Raw genomic sequence first — 15,288 nt, 5'->3', positions numbered from 1 at the left:
CGTGAGTGGTAATGAAGAAATCAATCAACGAAGAAACACATCTTGCAATCTAGGGAAACAATGGCGTGCCGCAAGCAATTAATCTGCATTCAACCTGTCCAAAAGTGCTGGTTTCATTGGGAAGTAACGCAACGTCAAGCCTGCGTGAATCCGCAAAGATCATACACGACGCGGTTGAACAACTGGCGGCACTCGGTCTTAGAATCACCAGAAAGAGCCGCTATTATAGCACGCCTTGCTTTCCTGCGGGTGCCGGTCCCGATTTTGTGAATGCCGTGGTTGGAATCGACAGCGATTTGCCCCCCGCAGACATCCTGGCCGTCTTGCATGAGGTGGAAGAGGCGTTCGGGCGCGAACGCCCGTCCCGTTGGGCGCCGCGCACTCTGGATCTGGACCTGTTGGCCTGCGGCGATCAGATTCTGCCCGATATCTTCATTCTGAAACGCTGGATGACCCTTCCGCTGGCAGAGCAGATGAAACAGGCCCCCGACCAGTTGATCCTGCCGCATCCGCGCCTGCATGAGCGTGCCTTCGTGCTGATTCCCCTTGCCGATGTCGCCCCGCAATGGCGCCATCCGATCACGCAGATGACGGTGAAGCAGATGGTCGATGAACTGCCCGACGCCGATAAAAAGGGCGTTTTGCCCTATACCTATCCCTGATCGGCACCTGTTTTTGCTTGTAACCGGCGGGCAACGGCCCTAGATAGGCGTTTCACATCCCCTTGCAAGGAATGGAGATTGATCATGGCCCGCGTGACGGTTGAAGATTGCGTAGACAAAGTCCCGAACAGGTTCGAGCTTGTGATGCTCGCCTCGCATCGTGCCCGAGAAATCTCGGCCGGGGGCCAGATCACCGTGGATCGCGACAACGACAAGAACCCGGTCGTTGCCCTGCGCGAAATTGCTGACGAGACGCAAACCGCCGACGAATTGCGCGAACGCATGATCGAAAGCCATCAGACCCAGATCGAGGTTGATGAGCCGGAAGAAGACAGCATGGCCTTGTTGATGGGCGCGGAAGCCGCCGACAAACCGGCCGAAGACGACCTGTCCGAAGAAAAGCTGCTGCGCGCCTTGATGGAAGCACAAGGGCAGGGGTAAACGACCCCTGTTTCCGCGGGGTGGCGGATCGGATGAACGACATTCCAGATCTCGATCTTGATCTTGACGGGCTGATCGAACGGATCCGCCGCTACAATCCCAAATCCAATTCCGATCTGATCCGCACGGCGTATGAATACGGCGCGCGGATGCATGATGGGCAGACCCGTCATTCTGGCGAACCGTATTTCACCCATCCCTTTGCTGTTGCCGAAATTCTGGCGGATATGCAGCTGGATGATGCCACGATCATCACCGCGCTTTTGCATGATACGATCGAGGATACCCGGTCGACCTATTCGGACGTGACCAAGATCTTCGGGGTCGAGGTGGCCGAGCTTGTCGATGGTGTGACCAAACTGACCAACCTTCAGCTCAGCTCGTCCGAGACCAAGCAGGCCGAGAACTTCCGCAAGCTGTTCATGGCAATGTCCAAGGATCTGCGGGTGATCCTGGTCAAGCTGGCCGACCGCCTTCACAATATGCGCACGATCCGCGCCATGCGACCCGACAAGCAGGTTCAGAAATCGCGCGAGACCATGGACATCTATGCTCCCCTGGCGGGCCGCATGGGGATGCAGTGGATGCGCGAGGAACTGGAAGATCTGGCGTTTCGCGTGTTGAACCCCGAGGCGCGGAATTCGATCATGCGGCGGTTTCTGCGATTGCAGAAGGAAAGCGGCGATGTGATCGAAAAGATCACCGGGGATATCCGGCTGGAGCTGGACAAGGCGGGGATAATGGCGGACGTGTTCGGGCGCGCCAAGAAGCCGTTTTCGATCTGGCGCAAGATGCAGGAAAAGAACCAGAGCTTTTCGCGCCTGTCGGACACCTATGGCTTTCGGATCATCACGGACAGCGAAGCAGATTGCTATCGTGTTCTGGGTGTGATCCATCAACGCTGGCGGGCCATTCCGGGCCGGTTCAAGGATTACATCAGCCAGCCGAAATCCAATGGTTATCGGTCGATTCACACCACGGTGTCAGGCCGCGACGGCAAACGGGTCGAGGTTCAGATCCGCACGCATGCGATGCATGACGTGGCCGAAGCCGGGGTTGCGGCGCATTGGTCCTATAAAGACGGGGTGCGCGCCGAAAACCCCTTCGCGGTTGATCCGGCCAAGTGGATTTCGGCGCTGACCGAGCGGTTTGAATCCGCCGAAGACCATGACGAGTTCCTGGAACACGTGAAGATGGAGATGTACCAGGACCAGGTGTTCTGTTTCACGCCCAAGGGCGAAGTTGTGAAGCTGCCGCGTGGCGCGACGCCTCTGGACTTTGCCTATGCGATCCATACGCGGATCGGGGACAGTTGCGTGGGCGCCAAGGTCGACGGCATCCGGGTGCCGCTGTGGACCCGGATCAAGAACGGCCAGTCTGTCGAGATCATGACCGCCGAAGGTCAAAGCCCGCAAGCAACCTGGATCGACATCGTTGTGACAGGCCGTGCCAAGGCCGCCATTCGCAAAAGCCTGCGCAGCGTGGATCGCGAACGGTTCATGCGGCTGGGGCGTGAACTGGCACGCGTGGCGTTCGAGCATGTCGGGCGCAAGGCCACCGACAAGGCACTGTCCACCGCCGCCAAGCAACTGCGCCTGAAAAACGCCGAAGAACTGCTGGCCCGTCTAGGTTCGGCTGAATTGCAGGCGCGCGACGTGGTCGCGGCGCTGTATCCCGAAAGTGTCGAAGCCGAAGCCGAGGTGGATGGCGATTCGGTGGTTGTGGGGCTGGAAACGGGGCAGGATTTCGCCCGCGCCCAGTGTTGCCAGCCGGTGCCGGGGGAACGTATCGTCGGGATCACCTATCGTGGCAAGGGCGTGATGGTGCACACGATCGACTGTGACGCGCTGGCCGACGTGGCCGAAGACAGTTCACGCTGGGTCGATCTGCACTGGCATTCCGGCCAGCATCCGGCCATTCATACCGTCAGCATCGACATGACCATTTCGAACGATGCGGGTGTTCTGGGCCGCATATGCTCGTTGATCGGCGAGCAGAAAGCCAATATCTCGGACCTGAAGTTTCTGGACCGGAAACCCGATTTTTACCGCCTCCTTGTTGATGTAGATTTGCGCGATATTGAACATTTGCATGCCATCATGCTGACACTCGAGGCAGATAGTGATGTCGCCGATGTTCACCGGCACAGGGACATTGCCCGCAAACCGTAACCCGCCAATTTCGGCCGAAAGGGACGATCCGTGTTCAAGAGAAATCCGCGCTCATACTTGCGTATCATTGCGGAATTCTTCTATCCACGGGGCGGTTGGTATCGGGCATCGCAATATGTGATACACCGCATTCGACGTCTGCCCGATCCGGCGCACCGGATTTCGCGCGGGATTGCAGCGGGGATCTTCGCCTCGTTCACGCCGTTTTTCGGTCTGCATTTTCTGACCGCCGCGATCCTGTCCTGGATCATCCGGGGCAATGTTCTGGCATCATTGCTGGCAACCTTTGTCGGCAACCCGCTGACATTCCCGCTGATCGCTGAATTGTCGGTGAACCTTGGCAATGCGATTCTGGGGCAGTCCTCGAACATCCATCTTCCCGAAATCGTGTCGCAGTTCGCCGCCGCCACCACGGAGTTCTGGAGCAACATAAAATCGCCCTTCACCGGGCATGTGGTGGATTGGTCCAGCCTGTCCGAGTTTTTTCACCGCGTTTTCCTGCCCTATCTGGTGGGTTGCATCATTCCTGGCATCGCGGCGGGCACCGTCGGCTATGCACTGTCCAACCCGGTCATCCATGCCTATCAGCGGCGGCGGATCAAGAAGTTGAAAGAACGGTACGAAAAACGCCTGAAAGCCGGACGAGACAAGGGTGGCGAAGCGGCGGAAAAACCGTAAGACTTGGCAAGCCGACAGATTGCATCGACGGAGGGACGCGACATGGCCAACCAGACGGGAAAACTGCGCCTGGGTGTGAATATCGACCACGTGGCGACGGTCAGAAACGCGCGGGGGTCCGCTTATCCCGACCCGGTGCGCGCCGCCCTTGTGGCCGAAAAGGCGGGTGCAGACGGGATCACGGCGCATCTGCGCGAAGACCGGCGGCATATTCTGGACGATGATATTGATCGTTTGATGGCCGAACTGTCCGCGCCCCTGAACTTCGAATGCGCAGCAACGCGAGAGATGCTGGACATTGCCCTGCGCCACAAACCTCATGCGGTGTGTCTGGTGCCCGAAAAGCGTGAAGAACTGACCACCGAAGGCGGGTTGGAGGTCACTGCGCAGGCAGAAAAACTTTCCGAATACATCGCCCCGTTGCGGGACGCCGGGTGTCGTGTGTCGCTGTTCATCGCGGCCGATCCCGTGCAGATCGAAGCCTCGGCGCGGGTGGGGGCTGCGGTGGTTGAGCTGCACACCGGTGCTTACTGCGATCTGCACGCCGAAGGCCGGTATGAGGATCGTGATGCCGAGCTTGCGCGTCTGCGCGAAGGGGCGGCATTGGCGCATTCGCTGGGGCTGGAAGTGCACGCGGGTCATGGGCTGACCTATGACACCGTAAAACCCATTGCTGCGATGCCCGAAGTTGTCGAACTGAACATCGGTCATTTCCTGATCGGCGAGGCGATCTTTCGCGGCTTGCCCGATGCCATGGCCGAAATGCGTCGCCTGATGGACGAGGCGCGCGGGTGACATCTGCGCATCCATATCAGTGGCCCCTATGATCCTCGGCATCGGCACGGACCTTGCAAATATCGATCGTATCGCCGGAACGCTGGAACGCTTCGGCGACCGGTTCCGCAACCGTGTGTTCACCGAGACCGAATTGCGCAAAGCCGCCCGTCGCCGGGATGAGGCGGGCACGCTGGCCAAGCGTTGGGCCGCGAAGGAAGCGTGTTCCAAGGCGCTGGGCACGGGGCTTGCCATGGGGATCAGCTGGCGCGACATGGCGGTCAGCAACCTGCGCACCGGGCAGCCCGTCATGGCCGTCACCGGCTGGGCTGCCGACCGGTTGGCCGAGATGACCCCGGCGGGGCACGAGGCGATCATCCACGTCACCCTGACAGACGATCACCCTTGGGCGCAGGCTTTCGTCGTGATCGAAGCGCGGCCCATCGAAAAGACGCCTGCATCTGCGTGACGGGCCCTGCGAAACTTGACACTTCCCGCGCATCCGCTCATATCGCCACTCATCCCTAATGGACCGGCACAGATCGGCCCGATGAAAAGAGGCAGACATGGACATGGCTGAAAAGAAACAAGACGGCATCTGGGAAACGGTCAAGACGATCTTCTGGGCGCTGATCATCGCAGGTGTCTTCCGCACCCTGTTCTTCCAGCCGTTCTGGATTCCCACGGGCTCCATGAAAGACACGCTGCTGATCGGCGATTTTCTGTTCGTGAACAAGATGGCCTATGGCTATTCCCGCCATTCCTGCCCGTTCTCGTCCTGCCCGATTTCGGGCCGCTTGTTCGGGTCCGAGCCGGAGCGAGGCGATGTCGTGGTCTTCCGCCACCCGTCGCTTGGCACCGACTACGTGAAACGTCTGATCGGCCTGCCGGGTGACAAGATCCAGATCAAGAACGGCATCCTGTTCATCAACGGCGAAGAGGCCAAGCAGGTGCCCGACGGCACGTATGAGGAGATCAAACAAGCGCAGGGCCGCTTTGCCACCTTCCCGCAATGTGCCAACAGCCCCGTCGGGCAGGGCGGCACGTGCATCAAGGAAAAGGCGATTGAAACGCTGCCCAATGGTGTCAGCCATTCGGTCCTGAATGTGCGCAACACGCGTCTGGACAACACCAATGTGTTCACCGTGCCGGAAGGCGAGTATTTCTTCATGGGCGACAACCGCGACAACTCGACCGACAGCCGGGTCAGCCCCAATGCGGGAGGCGTCGGTTTCGTGCCTGCGGAATACCTGCTGGGCCGTGCCGACCGCATCATGTTCTCGGCGGCGGGCAAGCGGCTGTTCTATTTCTGGACGTGGCGGACGGATCGGTTCTTTAAGGAGATCGAGTGAAGCTGTCTGGTGATCTTCAGGCCTTCGAAGGTCGTATCGGGCACAGGTTCAAAGACCCCGAGCTGCTGGTCCGTGCGCTGACCCACGGGTCGATTTCCTCTGCCACCCGCCCCGACAACCAACGGCTTGAGTTTCTGGGCGACCGGGTGCTTGGCCTTGTGATGTCCGAAACGCTGCTGCGGGCCGACCCCGGCGCGCCCGAAGGCACACTGGCACCGCGCTACAACGCGCTGGTGCGCAAGGAAACCTGCGCCGATGTGGCCCGGCAGGTTGATGTCGGTGCGGTGCTGAAACTGGGCCGGTCCGAGATGAAGACCGGCGGGCGGCGCAAGCAGGCGCTTCTGGGGGACGCGATGGAGGCGGTGATCGCCGCCGTATATCTTGATGCAGGGTTGAACGCGGCACGCAAAATGATCCTGACGCTATGGGGCGACCGCATCGATACCGTGGAAGAGGACGCGCGCGACCCCAAGACGGCATTGCAGGAATGGGCGCAGGCGCGCAAGATGCCCCCGCCGACCTATGCCGAAACGGGACGCGAAGGGCCGGACCACGCGCCGGTGTTCACCATTCGGGCAGAGCTGTCGAACGGGCATTCCGCCACCGCTACTGCACCGTCCAAACGTGTGGCCGAACAATCGGCTGCCCGCGCCCTGCTGAAGCAGTTGGAGAGCAAGACATGACAGACCAACCGCAACGCGCCGGATTCGTCGCCCTGATTGGAGAACCCAATGCCGGGAAATCGACGCTGACGAACCAGATGGTCGGGGCCAAGGTCTCGATCGTGACGCATAAGGTTCAAACGACCCGCGCGCGCATCCGTGGTGTGGCGATCGAGGGCAACACGCAGATCGTGTTCGTGGACACGCCGGGCCTGTTCCAACCGCGCCGCCGCCTTGATCGTGCGATGGTCGCCGCCGCATGGGGTGGGGCGGCGGATGCCGATATCACCGTGCTGCTGGTCGAAGCGCATCGCGGTGTGACCGAAGGTGTCAAACGTATCCTTGAGGGGCTGGAAGAAATCGGTCAGGGTCGCACCGTTGCCCTTGCCATCAACAAGATCGACAAGGTGAAGGCCGAGGTGCTGCTGGCTTTGGCGAAAGACCTGAATGACCGATATGATTTTGCCGAGACCTTCATGATCTCGGCCGAGAAAGGTCACGGGGTGCAGGCCTTGCGCGCATGGCTGGCCGAACAATTGCCTGAAGGGCCGTGGCTTTACCCCGAAGACCAAATCGCCGATCTGCCCATGCGCATGATCGCGGCTGAAATGACTCGCGAAAAGCTGACCCTGCGCCTGCATCAGGAACTGCCTTACCAGTTGACGGTCGAAACCGAGAACTGGGAGGAACGCAAGGATGGCTCGGCCCGCGTGGATCAGGTGATCTATGTCGCCCGCGACGGCCACAAAGGCATCATTCTGGGCAAGAAGGGCGAGACGATCAAAGCCGTCAGCCAATCCGCCCGCGCCGAGTTGGAAGAGTTCATGGGGCGCAAGATTCATCTGTTCTTGCAGGTGAAAGTGCGCCCGAACTGGCTGGATGAAAAAGAGCGGTATTCGGAAATGGGTCTTGATTTCAAGGACGGGAACGCTTGACCCGACTGACGGCTGAACTTTGGGTTGCAGCCTATTTGACGCGGTTGCGCCTGTCTGACATTCCGGCGTTCATCACGCAGAAGGGCGACGCCACGGCGGGGGCTGTTCTGGTGAAGCTGAACACACTGGACGGGCAGGCGGTGGCCTATCAACGCAGTTTCGACCTGATGACCGGCGCGCGTCGCTGGGTCGCGCTTGCCGAGGGGGTCGAGGCGGATGTGGACGCGGCGCTGGAACGGCAGAAAGGCTTCGACCCGGACCTCTGGGTGATTGAGGTGGAGGATCGACAGGGCCGCCATCTGCTGGACGAGCCGGGATTGTCCGATTGACGCCATTGCCATTCGCATTATCAGGGCTAGTTTGACCCAAGGAGGGTGACGGGCATGGATTGGCGGGATCAGGGCGCGCTTTTGTCCGTGCGCAAGCATGGCGAAACCTCGGTGATCATTGACGTGTTCACCGAAGCCCACGGGCGCCATGCAGGTGTTGTGCGGGGCGGGACGAGCCGCAAGATCGCCCCCATCCTGCAACCCGGTGCGCAACTGGATGTTGCCTGGAGGGCGCGACTGGAAGAACATATCGGCAGCTATACCGTCGAACCCCTGCGTAGCCGCGCAACGGTTTTGTCAGATCGCACCGCGCTGGCCGGGCTGAACGCGGTCACGTCGCTTCTGACCTTCTCACTGCCTGAGCGTGAACCGCATCCCCAGCTTTATCGACGCACGCAGGCGATGCTGGACCTTCTGGGCGTGAACGAGGCGTGGCCGACGGCCTATCTGAAATGGGAATTGGCCTTGCTGGATGACCTCGGTTTCGGGCTGGACCTGTCTGCCTGTGCGGTCACCGGGTCGATGGATGATCTTGCCTATGTGTCGCCCAAAACCGGGCGTGCCGTGTCCGCCGACGCGGCCGGAGCGTGGGCCGACCGCCTGCTGCCCCTGCCGCCCGAGCTTTTGGGGGTTGGCACCGGTGCGCCGATGCAGGTTCTGGCGGGGTTGCAGACGACCGGATATTTCCTGACCAACTGGCTGGCGCATTCTCTGGGCGACAAACCCCTGCCGGAACAACGCGCACGGCTGATCGACCGGCTTAAGCGCGAAGCCCGGGGCGAGTGACGCGCCGCGATCAGCGTTGGGCCAGGAACACCATCTGACGCCCAGCCTCGTTCGACATGATGAGCATGTCGCCCTGGGCCTCGATCTCGCGCATCTGGGTGAGAGCGGTGAAGAACCGGCTTTCCTCGTCCATCGCATCGCAGGCTTTGCGGGTTGCGGCGATCGGGCCGATTTCGAACCAGGGATAGGGGGCTTTCTGCTCGCTGGTATAGCTGTTGCAGGGTGCCTGGCCCACGATCTGACCATGCTTCGGGAAGGCGATCGTCGCATCCGCATCGAAGGGTTTTCGATCAATCTCAAGCAGTTTCCAGACAACCTTGCGGTCAGCATAGCCTGAAATCGTTTCGTCCTTGCACCCGGCCAAGGCGAGTGCGGCGATCGCGGCGGTGATGAGAAGTGTCTGTTTCATGCGCGTAACTTACGCCTGAAGTTGCGTCATGCCAACGCGATTAAGCATCCCGAAGGGCAAGAATTGCCGCCATCAGCGTGGACATCGCGTTCTTGTTGCCGGTCATGTCGGTGGCAGAAAGCGCAGACATCCCGACGATGGCGCTGTGGATGATCCGGGCGAAATCGGGGTTGGTCAGGTCCAGCGCATTCAGGGTTTCCCCAAGCAACTCGATCCGTCTTTGATCGACGCGAAGCACGGCGTCGGATGCCAGATCATATCCATATGCCCAGGCGCGGATTGCCGTCTCAGCCCGATCTTGACCTACACCCTGCTGTGACGCGGCGGCCATGTGGCCAAGGTGATACAGGCGTTTCACGGGATCATCGGCGTCCGACAGGGCGTGCGAGATCGCCGCAATGGCAAGCTCTTCCCAACGCGCAAGCAATCGTTGGTGAAAATCGGGGACATCCTTGAAGTGCCAGTAGAACGACCCTTTCGTGGTGTTCAACCGTCTGGCCAGAACTTCCGCTTTCAGTGCCTGCGGCCCGTCCGAGACCAAGGCGGCAAGCCCTGCCCGGATCCAGTCGTCAGCTTTCAGGCGGGGTTTCTTTTCTGGCATGGGATGCTCCGACAGATTGCATACGGTGACGTATGGGTGCGTGAGTAACACCCGCTACATACGCCGCCGTATGGACGTGTTCAAGCGGTCGGCGCTGCGGCATTCTGCCCCGTCCGGGGCGACGCTGCGACCAGTTCCGTGTCACCCCAGCAGGCGGCGTGCGATCACCTGGGCCTGAATTTCCGCCGCGCCTTCAAAGATGTTCAGGATGCGGGCATCACACAACACGCGGCTGATCTGATATTCCAGCGCAAACCCGTTGCCACCGTGAATTTGCAACGCATTGTCCGCGCAAGCCCATGCGACACGCGCGCCCAAAAGCTTTGCCATGCCCGCTTCCAGATCGCAACGTTGATCGTGGTCTTTTTCCCACGCCGAGAAATAGGTGAGCTGCCGCGCCACCATGATTTCCACCGCCATCATCGCCAGCTTGTTGGCCACGCGCGGGAAGTTGACCAGGGATTTGCCGAACTGTTTGCGGTCTTCGGCATATTGCATGCCGATTTCAAGCGCGTTCTGGGCCACGCCAATGGCACGGGCAGCGGTTTGAATGCGCGCGGCTTCGAAGGTTTTCATCAACTGCTTGAAGCCCTGACCTTCCTCGCCACCCAGCAGGTTTTCACCCTTTACTTTGAACCCGTCAAAGCCCAGTTCGAACTCTTTCATGCCGCGATAACCCAGCACCTCGATCTCGCCGCCGGTCATGCCTTCGGTGGGGAAGGGGTTGTCGTCATCACCGGGCTGCTTTTCGGCAAGAAACATCGACAGGCCCCGATGGTCGGTCGAGTTGGGGTCGGTGCGTGCCAGCAGAGTCATCACATGGGTCCGCGCGGCGTGGGTGATCCAGGTCTTGTTGCCCGTGATTTCATAGTCCCCATCGGCGGTCTTCACGGCGCGGGTGCGCAACGACCCAAGGTCGGACCCCGTGTTGGGCTCGGTAAACACGGCGGTGGGCAGGATCTCGGCCGACGAGATTTTCGGCAGCCAGTGTTCTTTCTGTGCGTCGGTGCCACCCGCCAGGATCAGCTCGGCCGCGATCTCGGACCGCGTGCCCAGCGAGCCGACCCCGATATAGCCGCGGCTGAGTTCTTCGGACACCACCACCATCGACGCTTTCGACAAACCCAGCCCGCCATATTCCTCGGGGATGGTCAGGCCGAACACGCCCATCTCGGCCAGTTCTTCAAGGATCTCCATCGGGATGTACTCATCCTTCAGGTGCCAGTCATGGGCATTCGGCGCCACGCGCTCGTCGGCATATCGACGGAACTGTTCGCGGATCATCTCAAGCTCTTCGTCCAGCCCGGTGGCCCCGAAGGTGGCGTGACCGGCATTGTCGCGCATCAGTGCAACCAGACGGGTGCGGGCGGCTTGGCTGTTGCCCGCCGCGATCAAGGTGTCAATCGCATCGGTGTCAAGCGCGGCGCCGTCAATGCCCATGTCCGACAGGCGCGCCATTTCATTCTGGCTCATCATGATCCCGCCCTTGATCTGGGCAAGATATTCCCCGAAGGCGATTTGCAGGATCAGTTGCTCCATCTCGCCCAGCTTCCCATCGTCGTTCAGTCTGCTGGCCCAGGCATTCATCTGGCGCAGGCTCTCGGTATAGGTGGCAAGCCATGACAGGGCGTGGGCTGCGGCCTGGTGCTCTTCCAGTTTGGTGCCCGAGATGCGATCACCTTCCGCCACCATATTGCGTACAGATGCCTTGGCAGCATCGAACACGGTTTCCACAGGTGCCAGCGCGTCGGCGGTGAGGGTCAAAAGATTGTCGATCAGAGCGCCTGTCATCGCTGTCTCCTGTCTTGGTCGAAGCCGGGATTCGGCCGGGTCTTTCGCATGTGCAGAGAAGTAATCCTTTTGCAGATGCAGCGCAATAAAAATACGTCAGAAACATCGAAAACGAACAAAAGTGACGCACAAAATTGCCTGATGCGCGGTCCCTCCGGCTTGGGTAGAACAGGGAAAACAGGATCGAACCGGCATGGGAATAGTTTCTGAACTGACGCAATTGACAGTGCTTCTGGCGGCACTTGTCGCGGTCTTTGCCGGGTTCGTAAAGGGCGCGGTCGGCTTCGGCATGCCGCTGATCATGATTTCCGGCTTGGCCACGATGTTGCCAGCCGACCAAGCCCTGGCCGCGCTGATCGTGCCGACCGTGGTCACCAACGGATACCAGGCGTTCCGACAGGGGTTGAGGGCGGCGTGGCAGGCTGTGGACAAGTTTCGCGTCTTTCTGATCGCGCTTCTGATCTGCCTGACCCTCAGCGCGCAGCTCGTGACCGTGTTGTCACAGGCGGCATTGTTCATCCTGATCGGCGTGCCGGTCGTGGCGTTCTGCCTGATGCAGCTGAGCGGTTGGAAACCCACCCTGCACGCCAGGCACCGCAGGCGAGATGAGAGCCTGATCGGCGCCTTTGCGGGTCTGTCGGGTGGTTTGTCCGGTGTCTGGGGCCCGCCCACCATCGCCTATCTGACGGCGATCGACACGCCGAAGGCCGAGCAGATGCGGGTGCAGGGGGTGATCTATGGGGTTGGGGCCGTGGCGCTGTTTGCAGCGCATGTGAAATCCGGCGTGCTGAACGCGCAGACGCTGCCGATGTCGGTCCTGATGCTGATCCCGGCGCTGATCGGGATGGCACTGGGCGGTGTTCTGCATGACCGGATGCCGCAAGCGACGTTCAAGCGGGTGACGCTGATCGTGTTGACGATTGCAGGTCTGAACCTGATCCGCCGGGGGCTGTGGGGCTAAGCCGAACGCAAAACGCGCCTCGGATACCGAGGCGCGCTTGCATGTCGTTGTGGCCTTGGATCAGCCGATGGCCACGGCCTTCACGTCATCGTCAATATCGCTTTCATACTGAACGAAGTTCTTGGCAAACATATCGACCAGTTTCTGCGCCTGAGCGTCATAAGCTGCGGCGTCCTGCCAGGTGCGGCGCGGGTTCAGAAGCAGGTCCGGCACCCCTTCGACGGTCACGGGCACTTCGAACCCGAAATTATCGTCCTTGCGGAACTGCGAATTGGCCAGCGATCCGTCAAGCGCAGCGGTCAAGAGCGCACGGGTGGCACGGATCGGCATCCGCGATCCGGTGCCATAAGCACCACCAGTCCAGCCGGTGTTGACCAGCCAGCAGGTCGCGCCATGCTTGGCGATCTTGTCCCGCAGCAGCGCGCCATATTCGGCAGGGCGGCGCGGCATGAAGGGGGCGCCGAAACAGGTCGAGAACGTAGGCTCGGGCTCGGTCACGCCCTTTTCGGTGCCAGCGACCTTCGAGGTGAAGCCAGACAGGAAGTGATACATCGCCTGCGCCGGGGTCAGCCGCGCGATCGGGGGCAGGACGCCGAACGCATCACAGGTCAGCATGATGATGTTCTTCGGATGGCCGCCGATGGCCGATTTCGACGCGTTGGCGATATAGTGCAGCGGATAGGCGCAGCGCATGTTCGCGGTCAGGCTGTCATCCTCGAAATCCAGTTCCTTGGTCTCTTCGTCATAGACCATGTTTTCGATGACGGTCGCGAACTTGGTCGTGGTCGCATAGATTTCCGGCTCGGCCTCGGCTGACAGGTTGATGGTCTTGGCATAGCAGCCACCTTCGAAATTGAAGGTGCCGGTGTCCGACCAGCCGTGTTCGTCGTCGCCGATCAAAGTGCGCTCGGGGTCGGCGGACAGGGTGGTCTTGCCGGTGCCCGACAGGCCGAAGAAAATCGCCGTGTCGACCGGGTTGGCTTTTGCGTGGTTGGCCGAGCAGTGCATCGGCATCACGCCTTTTTCCGGCAGGATATAGTTCAGCAGGGTGAACACCGATTTCTTATTCTCGCCCGCGTATTCGGTGCCGCCGATCAGAATGATCTTGCGGTCGAAGTTCAGCGCGATGACTGTTTCCGACCGGCAGCCGTGGCGTTCGGCGTCGGCTTTGAAAGTCGGGCAGTTGATGACGGTAAATTCAGGGTCGAAATCGTCCAGTTCTTCACGGTCGGGGCGGCGCAGCATGTGGCGGATGAACAGGCTGTGCCAGGCCATTTCGGTCACAAGGCGCACGTCCAGCCGATAGGCGGGGTCGGCGCCACCGAACAGATCCTGAACATAATAGTCGCCGCCCTTCATATGCTCCAGCATGTCTTCATACAGGACATCGAACTTGGCCGGGTCCATCGGCGGGTTGTTGTCCCACCAGATATGCGGCTCGACATTCGGGGTTTTGACGACAAACTTGTCTTTGGGAGAGCGGCCCGTGTGCTTGCCGGTCGTGACCAGGAAGGCGCCACCCTGACCCAAATGTCCTTCGCCGCGCGCCAGTGCGGCTTCGATCAGGTCCGGCTCCATCAAGTTGTAATAGACATTGCCCAGCCCCTTGATGCCTTGATCTTCCAAGCGGCGTTCTGGGTTCACCCGTCCAGTGGTCATATCTCGCTCCTGTCGCCGGCCTGTCTGGCCCGGCGTATATAGGTTTCACATGCAAGCGCGTGGCATCCGCCACGCGCGCCAACCCTCATGTGAACGAGGGCCGATGTTCGCGCTATAGCATGGTGACTTTCAGATGGAACAGGTCGCTTTGGCGCAGTTAGCGCAACCAAGCGTCTGTTTGCGCAATCATGTTGCGCAGGGGATTGCGGGAATGTGCGGTAAATTCGCCAGCATTTTGATCATTTCACGCGGCGGGCGCGTACCTGCTGCTGCGATTCGCAGTTCGTTATTGATTCGCAACACCGAAAACAGGACAATGGCGAAAAACAAAATAACAACGAGCAGTGTAAGGAGACCCCTATGTCGAGAATCGCGTTGGTGGACGATGACAGGAATATCCTGACCTCCGTCGCCATTACTCTCGAGGCCGAGGGCTTCGAAGTTGAAACCTATAACGATGGACAAAGCGCGCTGGACGCGTTCATGCAGCGCCTGCCCGACATGGCCGTGCTGGACATCAAGATGCCCCGGATGGACGGGATGGACCTGTTGCAGCGCCTGCGGCAAAAAACCAAGACCATGCCGGTGATTTTCCTGACCTCGAAAGATGATGAGATCGACGAGGTTCTGGGCCTGCGCATGGGCGCCGATGATTACGTGACGAAGCCCTTTAGCCAGCGGCTTCTGGTTGAACGTATTCGCGCGCTGCTGCGACGGCAGGAGGTCATCGCCAAGGACGACGCGGGCGAGGTTGAGGAAAGCAAATCGCTGGTGCGCGGTGATCTGACGATGGACCCGCTGCGCCATGCTGTCACCTGGAAGGGCAAGGACGTGTCCCTGACCGTGACCGAGTTCTTGTTGCTTCAGGCCCTTGCCCAACGGCCCGGTTTTGTCAAAAGTCGCGACCAGTTGATGGATGTGGCCTATGACGATCAGGTTTATGTGGATGACCGCACCATCGACAGCCACATCAAGCGGTTGCGCAAGAAGATGCGGACCGCGGATGATGATTTCTCGGCCATCGAAACGCTCTATGGCATCGGTTACCGGTATAACGAGGAATAACGCCGCGTGCGT

At 60.2% G+C, this 15,288-nt stretch carries 17 protein-coding genes; 13 read left to right on the top strand and 4 right to left on the bottom strand.

All coding sequences use genetic code 11. The features are described 5' to 3' along the window. The first annotated feature begins 65 nt into the window (after positions 1-65). The 11 genes from folK to recO all read left to right on the top strand — a co-directional run bounded on the left by folK (position 66) and on the right by recO (position 8,790). Entirely contained in the window at positions 66-662 is a 597-nt protein-coding gene (gene folK / locus MUY21_RS13845) for a 2-amino-4-hydroxy-6-hydroxymethyldihydropteridine diphosphokinase (RefSeq protein WP_348984598.1), read from the top strand. Positions 663-746: 84 nt separating this feature from the next. After that, complete coding sequence (gene rpoZ / locus MUY21_RS13840; RefSeq protein WP_091428052.1) at positions 747-1,103, top strand: DNA-directed RNA polymerase subunit omega; 357 nt, start codon at positions 747-749, stop codon at positions 1,101-1,103. 32 nt (positions 1,104-1,135) lie between these two features. Further along, positions 1,136-3,274: a bifunctional (p)ppGpp synthetase/guanosine-3',5'-bis(diphosphate) 3'-pyrophosphohydrolase gene (locus MUY21_RS13835; protein ID WP_248410935.1), complete on the top strand. Its 2,139-nt coding sequence runs from the start codon at positions 1,136-1,138 to the stop codon at positions 3,272-3,274. 30 nt (positions 3,275-3,304) lie between these two features. Further along, complete coding sequence (locus tag MUY21_RS13830; protein ID WP_248410934.1) at positions 3,305-3,952, top strand: DUF2062 domain-containing protein; 648 nt, start codon at positions 3,305-3,307, stop codon at positions 3,950-3,952. Positions 3,953-3,994: 42 nt separating this feature from the next. Continuing rightward, positions 3,995-4,747, top strand: coding sequence for a pyridoxine 5'-phosphate synthase (locus MUY21_RS13825; protein WP_248410933.1), 753 nt, complete (start codon positions 3,995-3,997; stop codon positions 4,745-4,747). A 28-nt stretch (positions 4,748-4,775) separates the two neighbouring features. Further along, a complete protein-coding gene (gene acpS, locus MUY21_RS13820) occupies positions 4,776-5,195 on the top strand; it encodes a holo-ACP synthase (RefSeq protein WP_191287101.1) in 420 nt (139 codons plus the stop codon). A 97-nt stretch (positions 5,196-5,292) separates the two neighbouring features. Then, positions 5,293-6,078, top strand: a complete 786-nt coding sequence (gene lepB, locus MUY21_RS13815; RefSeq protein WP_248410932.1) for a signal peptidase I — start codon at positions 5,293-5,295, stop codon at positions 6,076-6,078. Next, positions 6,075-6,761, top strand: a complete 687-nt coding sequence (gene rnc, locus MUY21_RS13810; protein ID WP_248410931.1) for a ribonuclease III — start codon at positions 6,075-6,077, stop codon at positions 6,759-6,761. Before lepB ends, rnc begins: the two co-directional genes overlap by 4 nt. Next, positions 6,758-7,675 carry a GTPase Era gene (gene era / locus MUY21_RS13805; RefSeq protein WP_248410930.1) on the top strand — a complete coding sequence of 306 codons (918 nt, stop codon included), beginning with the start codon at positions 6,758-6,760 and terminating at the stop codon, positions 7,673-7,675. The genes rnc and era overlap by 4 nt, the downstream gene beginning before the upstream one ends. Further along, entirely contained in the window at positions 7,672-8,004 is a 333-nt protein-coding gene (locus MUY21_RS13800; RefSeq protein WP_248410929.1) for a DUF1491 family protein, read from the top strand. Before era ends, MUY21_RS13800 begins: the two co-directional genes overlap by 4 nt. 54 nt (positions 8,005-8,058) lie before the next feature. Beyond that, positions 8,059-8,790 carry a DNA repair protein RecO gene (gene recO / locus MUY21_RS13795; protein WP_248410928.1) on the top strand — a complete coding sequence of 244 codons (732 nt, stop codon included), beginning with the start codon at positions 8,059-8,061 and terminating at the stop codon, positions 8,788-8,790. Between the two features lie 10 nt (positions 8,791-8,800). Here the strand turns inward: recO and MUY21_RS13790 are convergent, their stop codons facing one another. From MUY21_RS13790 to MUY21_RS13780, 3 genes are all read right to left on the bottom strand, one after another. Further along, positions 8,801-9,199 (bottom strand): META domain-containing protein, encoded by a 399-nt coding sequence (locus tag MUY21_RS13790; RefSeq protein ID WP_248410927.1) that lies wholly within the window; start codon positions 9,197-9,199, stop codon positions 8,801-8,803. A gap of 40 nt (positions 9,200-9,239) precedes the next feature. Beyond that, entirely contained in the window at positions 9,240-9,800 is a 561-nt protein-coding gene (locus tag MUY21_RS13785; RefSeq protein WP_248410926.1) for a TetR/AcrR family transcriptional regulator, read from the bottom strand. 141 nt (positions 9,801-9,941) lie between these two features. Further along, a complete protein-coding gene (locus tag MUY21_RS13780; protein WP_248410925.1) occupies positions 9,942-11,591 on the bottom strand; it encodes an acyl-CoA dehydrogenase family protein in 1,650 nt (549 codons plus the stop codon). Between the two features lie 193 nt (positions 11,592-11,784). Between MUY21_RS13780 and MUY21_RS13775 the strand changes: the two genes are divergently transcribed. After that, positions 11,785-12,552: a sulfite exporter TauE/SafE family protein gene (locus tag MUY21_RS13775; RefSeq protein WP_248410924.1), complete on the top strand. Its 768-nt coding sequence runs from the start codon at positions 11,785-11,787 to the stop codon at positions 12,550-12,552. A gap of 60 nt (positions 12,553-12,612) precedes the next feature. Here MUY21_RS13775 and MUY21_RS13770 read toward each other — a convergent pair whose 3' ends face one another. After that, positions 12,613-14,211 (bottom strand): phosphoenolpyruvate carboxykinase, encoded by a 1,599-nt coding sequence (locus MUY21_RS13770; RefSeq protein ID WP_248410923.1) that lies wholly within the window; start codon positions 14,209-14,211, stop codon positions 12,613-12,615. A 360-nt stretch (positions 14,212-14,571) separates the two neighbouring features. Here MUY21_RS13770 and MUY21_RS13765 point away from each other — a divergent pair, with 360 nt between their 5' ends. Then, on the top strand, positions 14,572-15,276 hold the full coding sequence (locus MUY21_RS13765) for a response regulator transcription factor (RefSeq protein ID WP_248410922.1): 705 nt from the start codon (positions 14,572-14,574) through the stop codon (positions 15,274-15,276). The last annotated feature ends 12 nt before the right edge of the window (positions 15,277-15,288 follow it).

The organism is Aliiroseovarius sp. S2029 (assembly GCF_023195575.1).
In the GTDB taxonomy this organism is placed as follows: domain Bacteria; phylum Pseudomonadota; class Alphaproteobacteria; order Rhodobacterales; family Rhodobacteraceae; genus Aliiroseovarius; species Aliiroseovarius zhejiangensis.
The sequence above is the reverse complement of the archived record's forward strand: the minus strand, read 5'-3'. Positions and strand labels throughout refer to the sequence as shown.

Bases quoted from the DNA above. Each gene is read 5' to 3' on its own strand.
- rpoZ (WP_091428052.1), top strand. From the start codon at position 747: ATGGCCCGCGTGACGGTTGAAGATTGCGTAGACAAAGTCCCGAACAGG.
- MUY21_RS13835 (WP_248410935.1), top strand. From the start codon at position 1,136: ATGAACGACATTCCAGATCTCGATCTTGATCTTGACGGGCTGATCGAA.
- MUY21_RS13825 (WP_248410933.1), top strand. From the start codon at position 3,995: ATGGCCAACCAGACGGGAAAACTGCGCCTGGGTGTGAATATCGACCAC.
- acpS (WP_191287101.1), top strand. From the start codon at position 4,776: ATGATCCTCGGCATCGGCACGGACCTTGCAAATATCGATCGTATCGCC.
- lepB (WP_248410932.1), top strand. From the start codon at position 5,293: ATGGACATGGCTGAAAAGAAACAAGACGGCATCTGGGAAACGGTCAAG.
- era (WP_248410930.1), top strand. From the start codon at position 6,758: ATGACAGACCAACCGCAACGCGCCGGATTCGTCGCCCTGATTGGAGAA.
- recO (WP_248410928.1), top strand. From the start codon at position 8,059: ATGGATTGGCGGGATCAGGGCGCGCTTTTGTCCGTGCGCAAGCATGGC.
- MUY21_RS13790 (WP_248410927.1), bottom strand. From the start codon at position 9,199: ATGAAACAGACACTTCTCATCACCGCCGCGATCGCCGCACTCGCCTTG.
- MUY21_RS13785 (WP_248410926.1), bottom strand. From the start codon at position 9,800: ATGCCAGAAAAGAAACCCCGCCTGAAAGCTGACGACTGGATCCGGGCA.
- MUY21_RS13780 (WP_248410925.1), bottom strand. From the start codon at position 11,591: ATGACAGGCGCTCTGATCGACAATCTTTTGACCCTCACCGCCGACGCG.
- MUY21_RS13775 (WP_248410924.1), top strand. From the start codon at position 11,785: ATGGGAATAGTTTCTGAACTGACGCAATTGACAGTGCTTCTGGCGGCA.
- MUY21_RS13770 (WP_248410923.1), bottom strand. From the start codon at position 14,211: ATGACCACTGGACGGGTGAACCCAGAACGCCGCTTGGAAGATCAAGGC.
- MUY21_RS13765 (WP_248410922.1), top strand. From the start codon at position 14,572: ATGTCGAGAATCGCGTTGGTGGACGATGACAGGAATATCCTGACCTCC.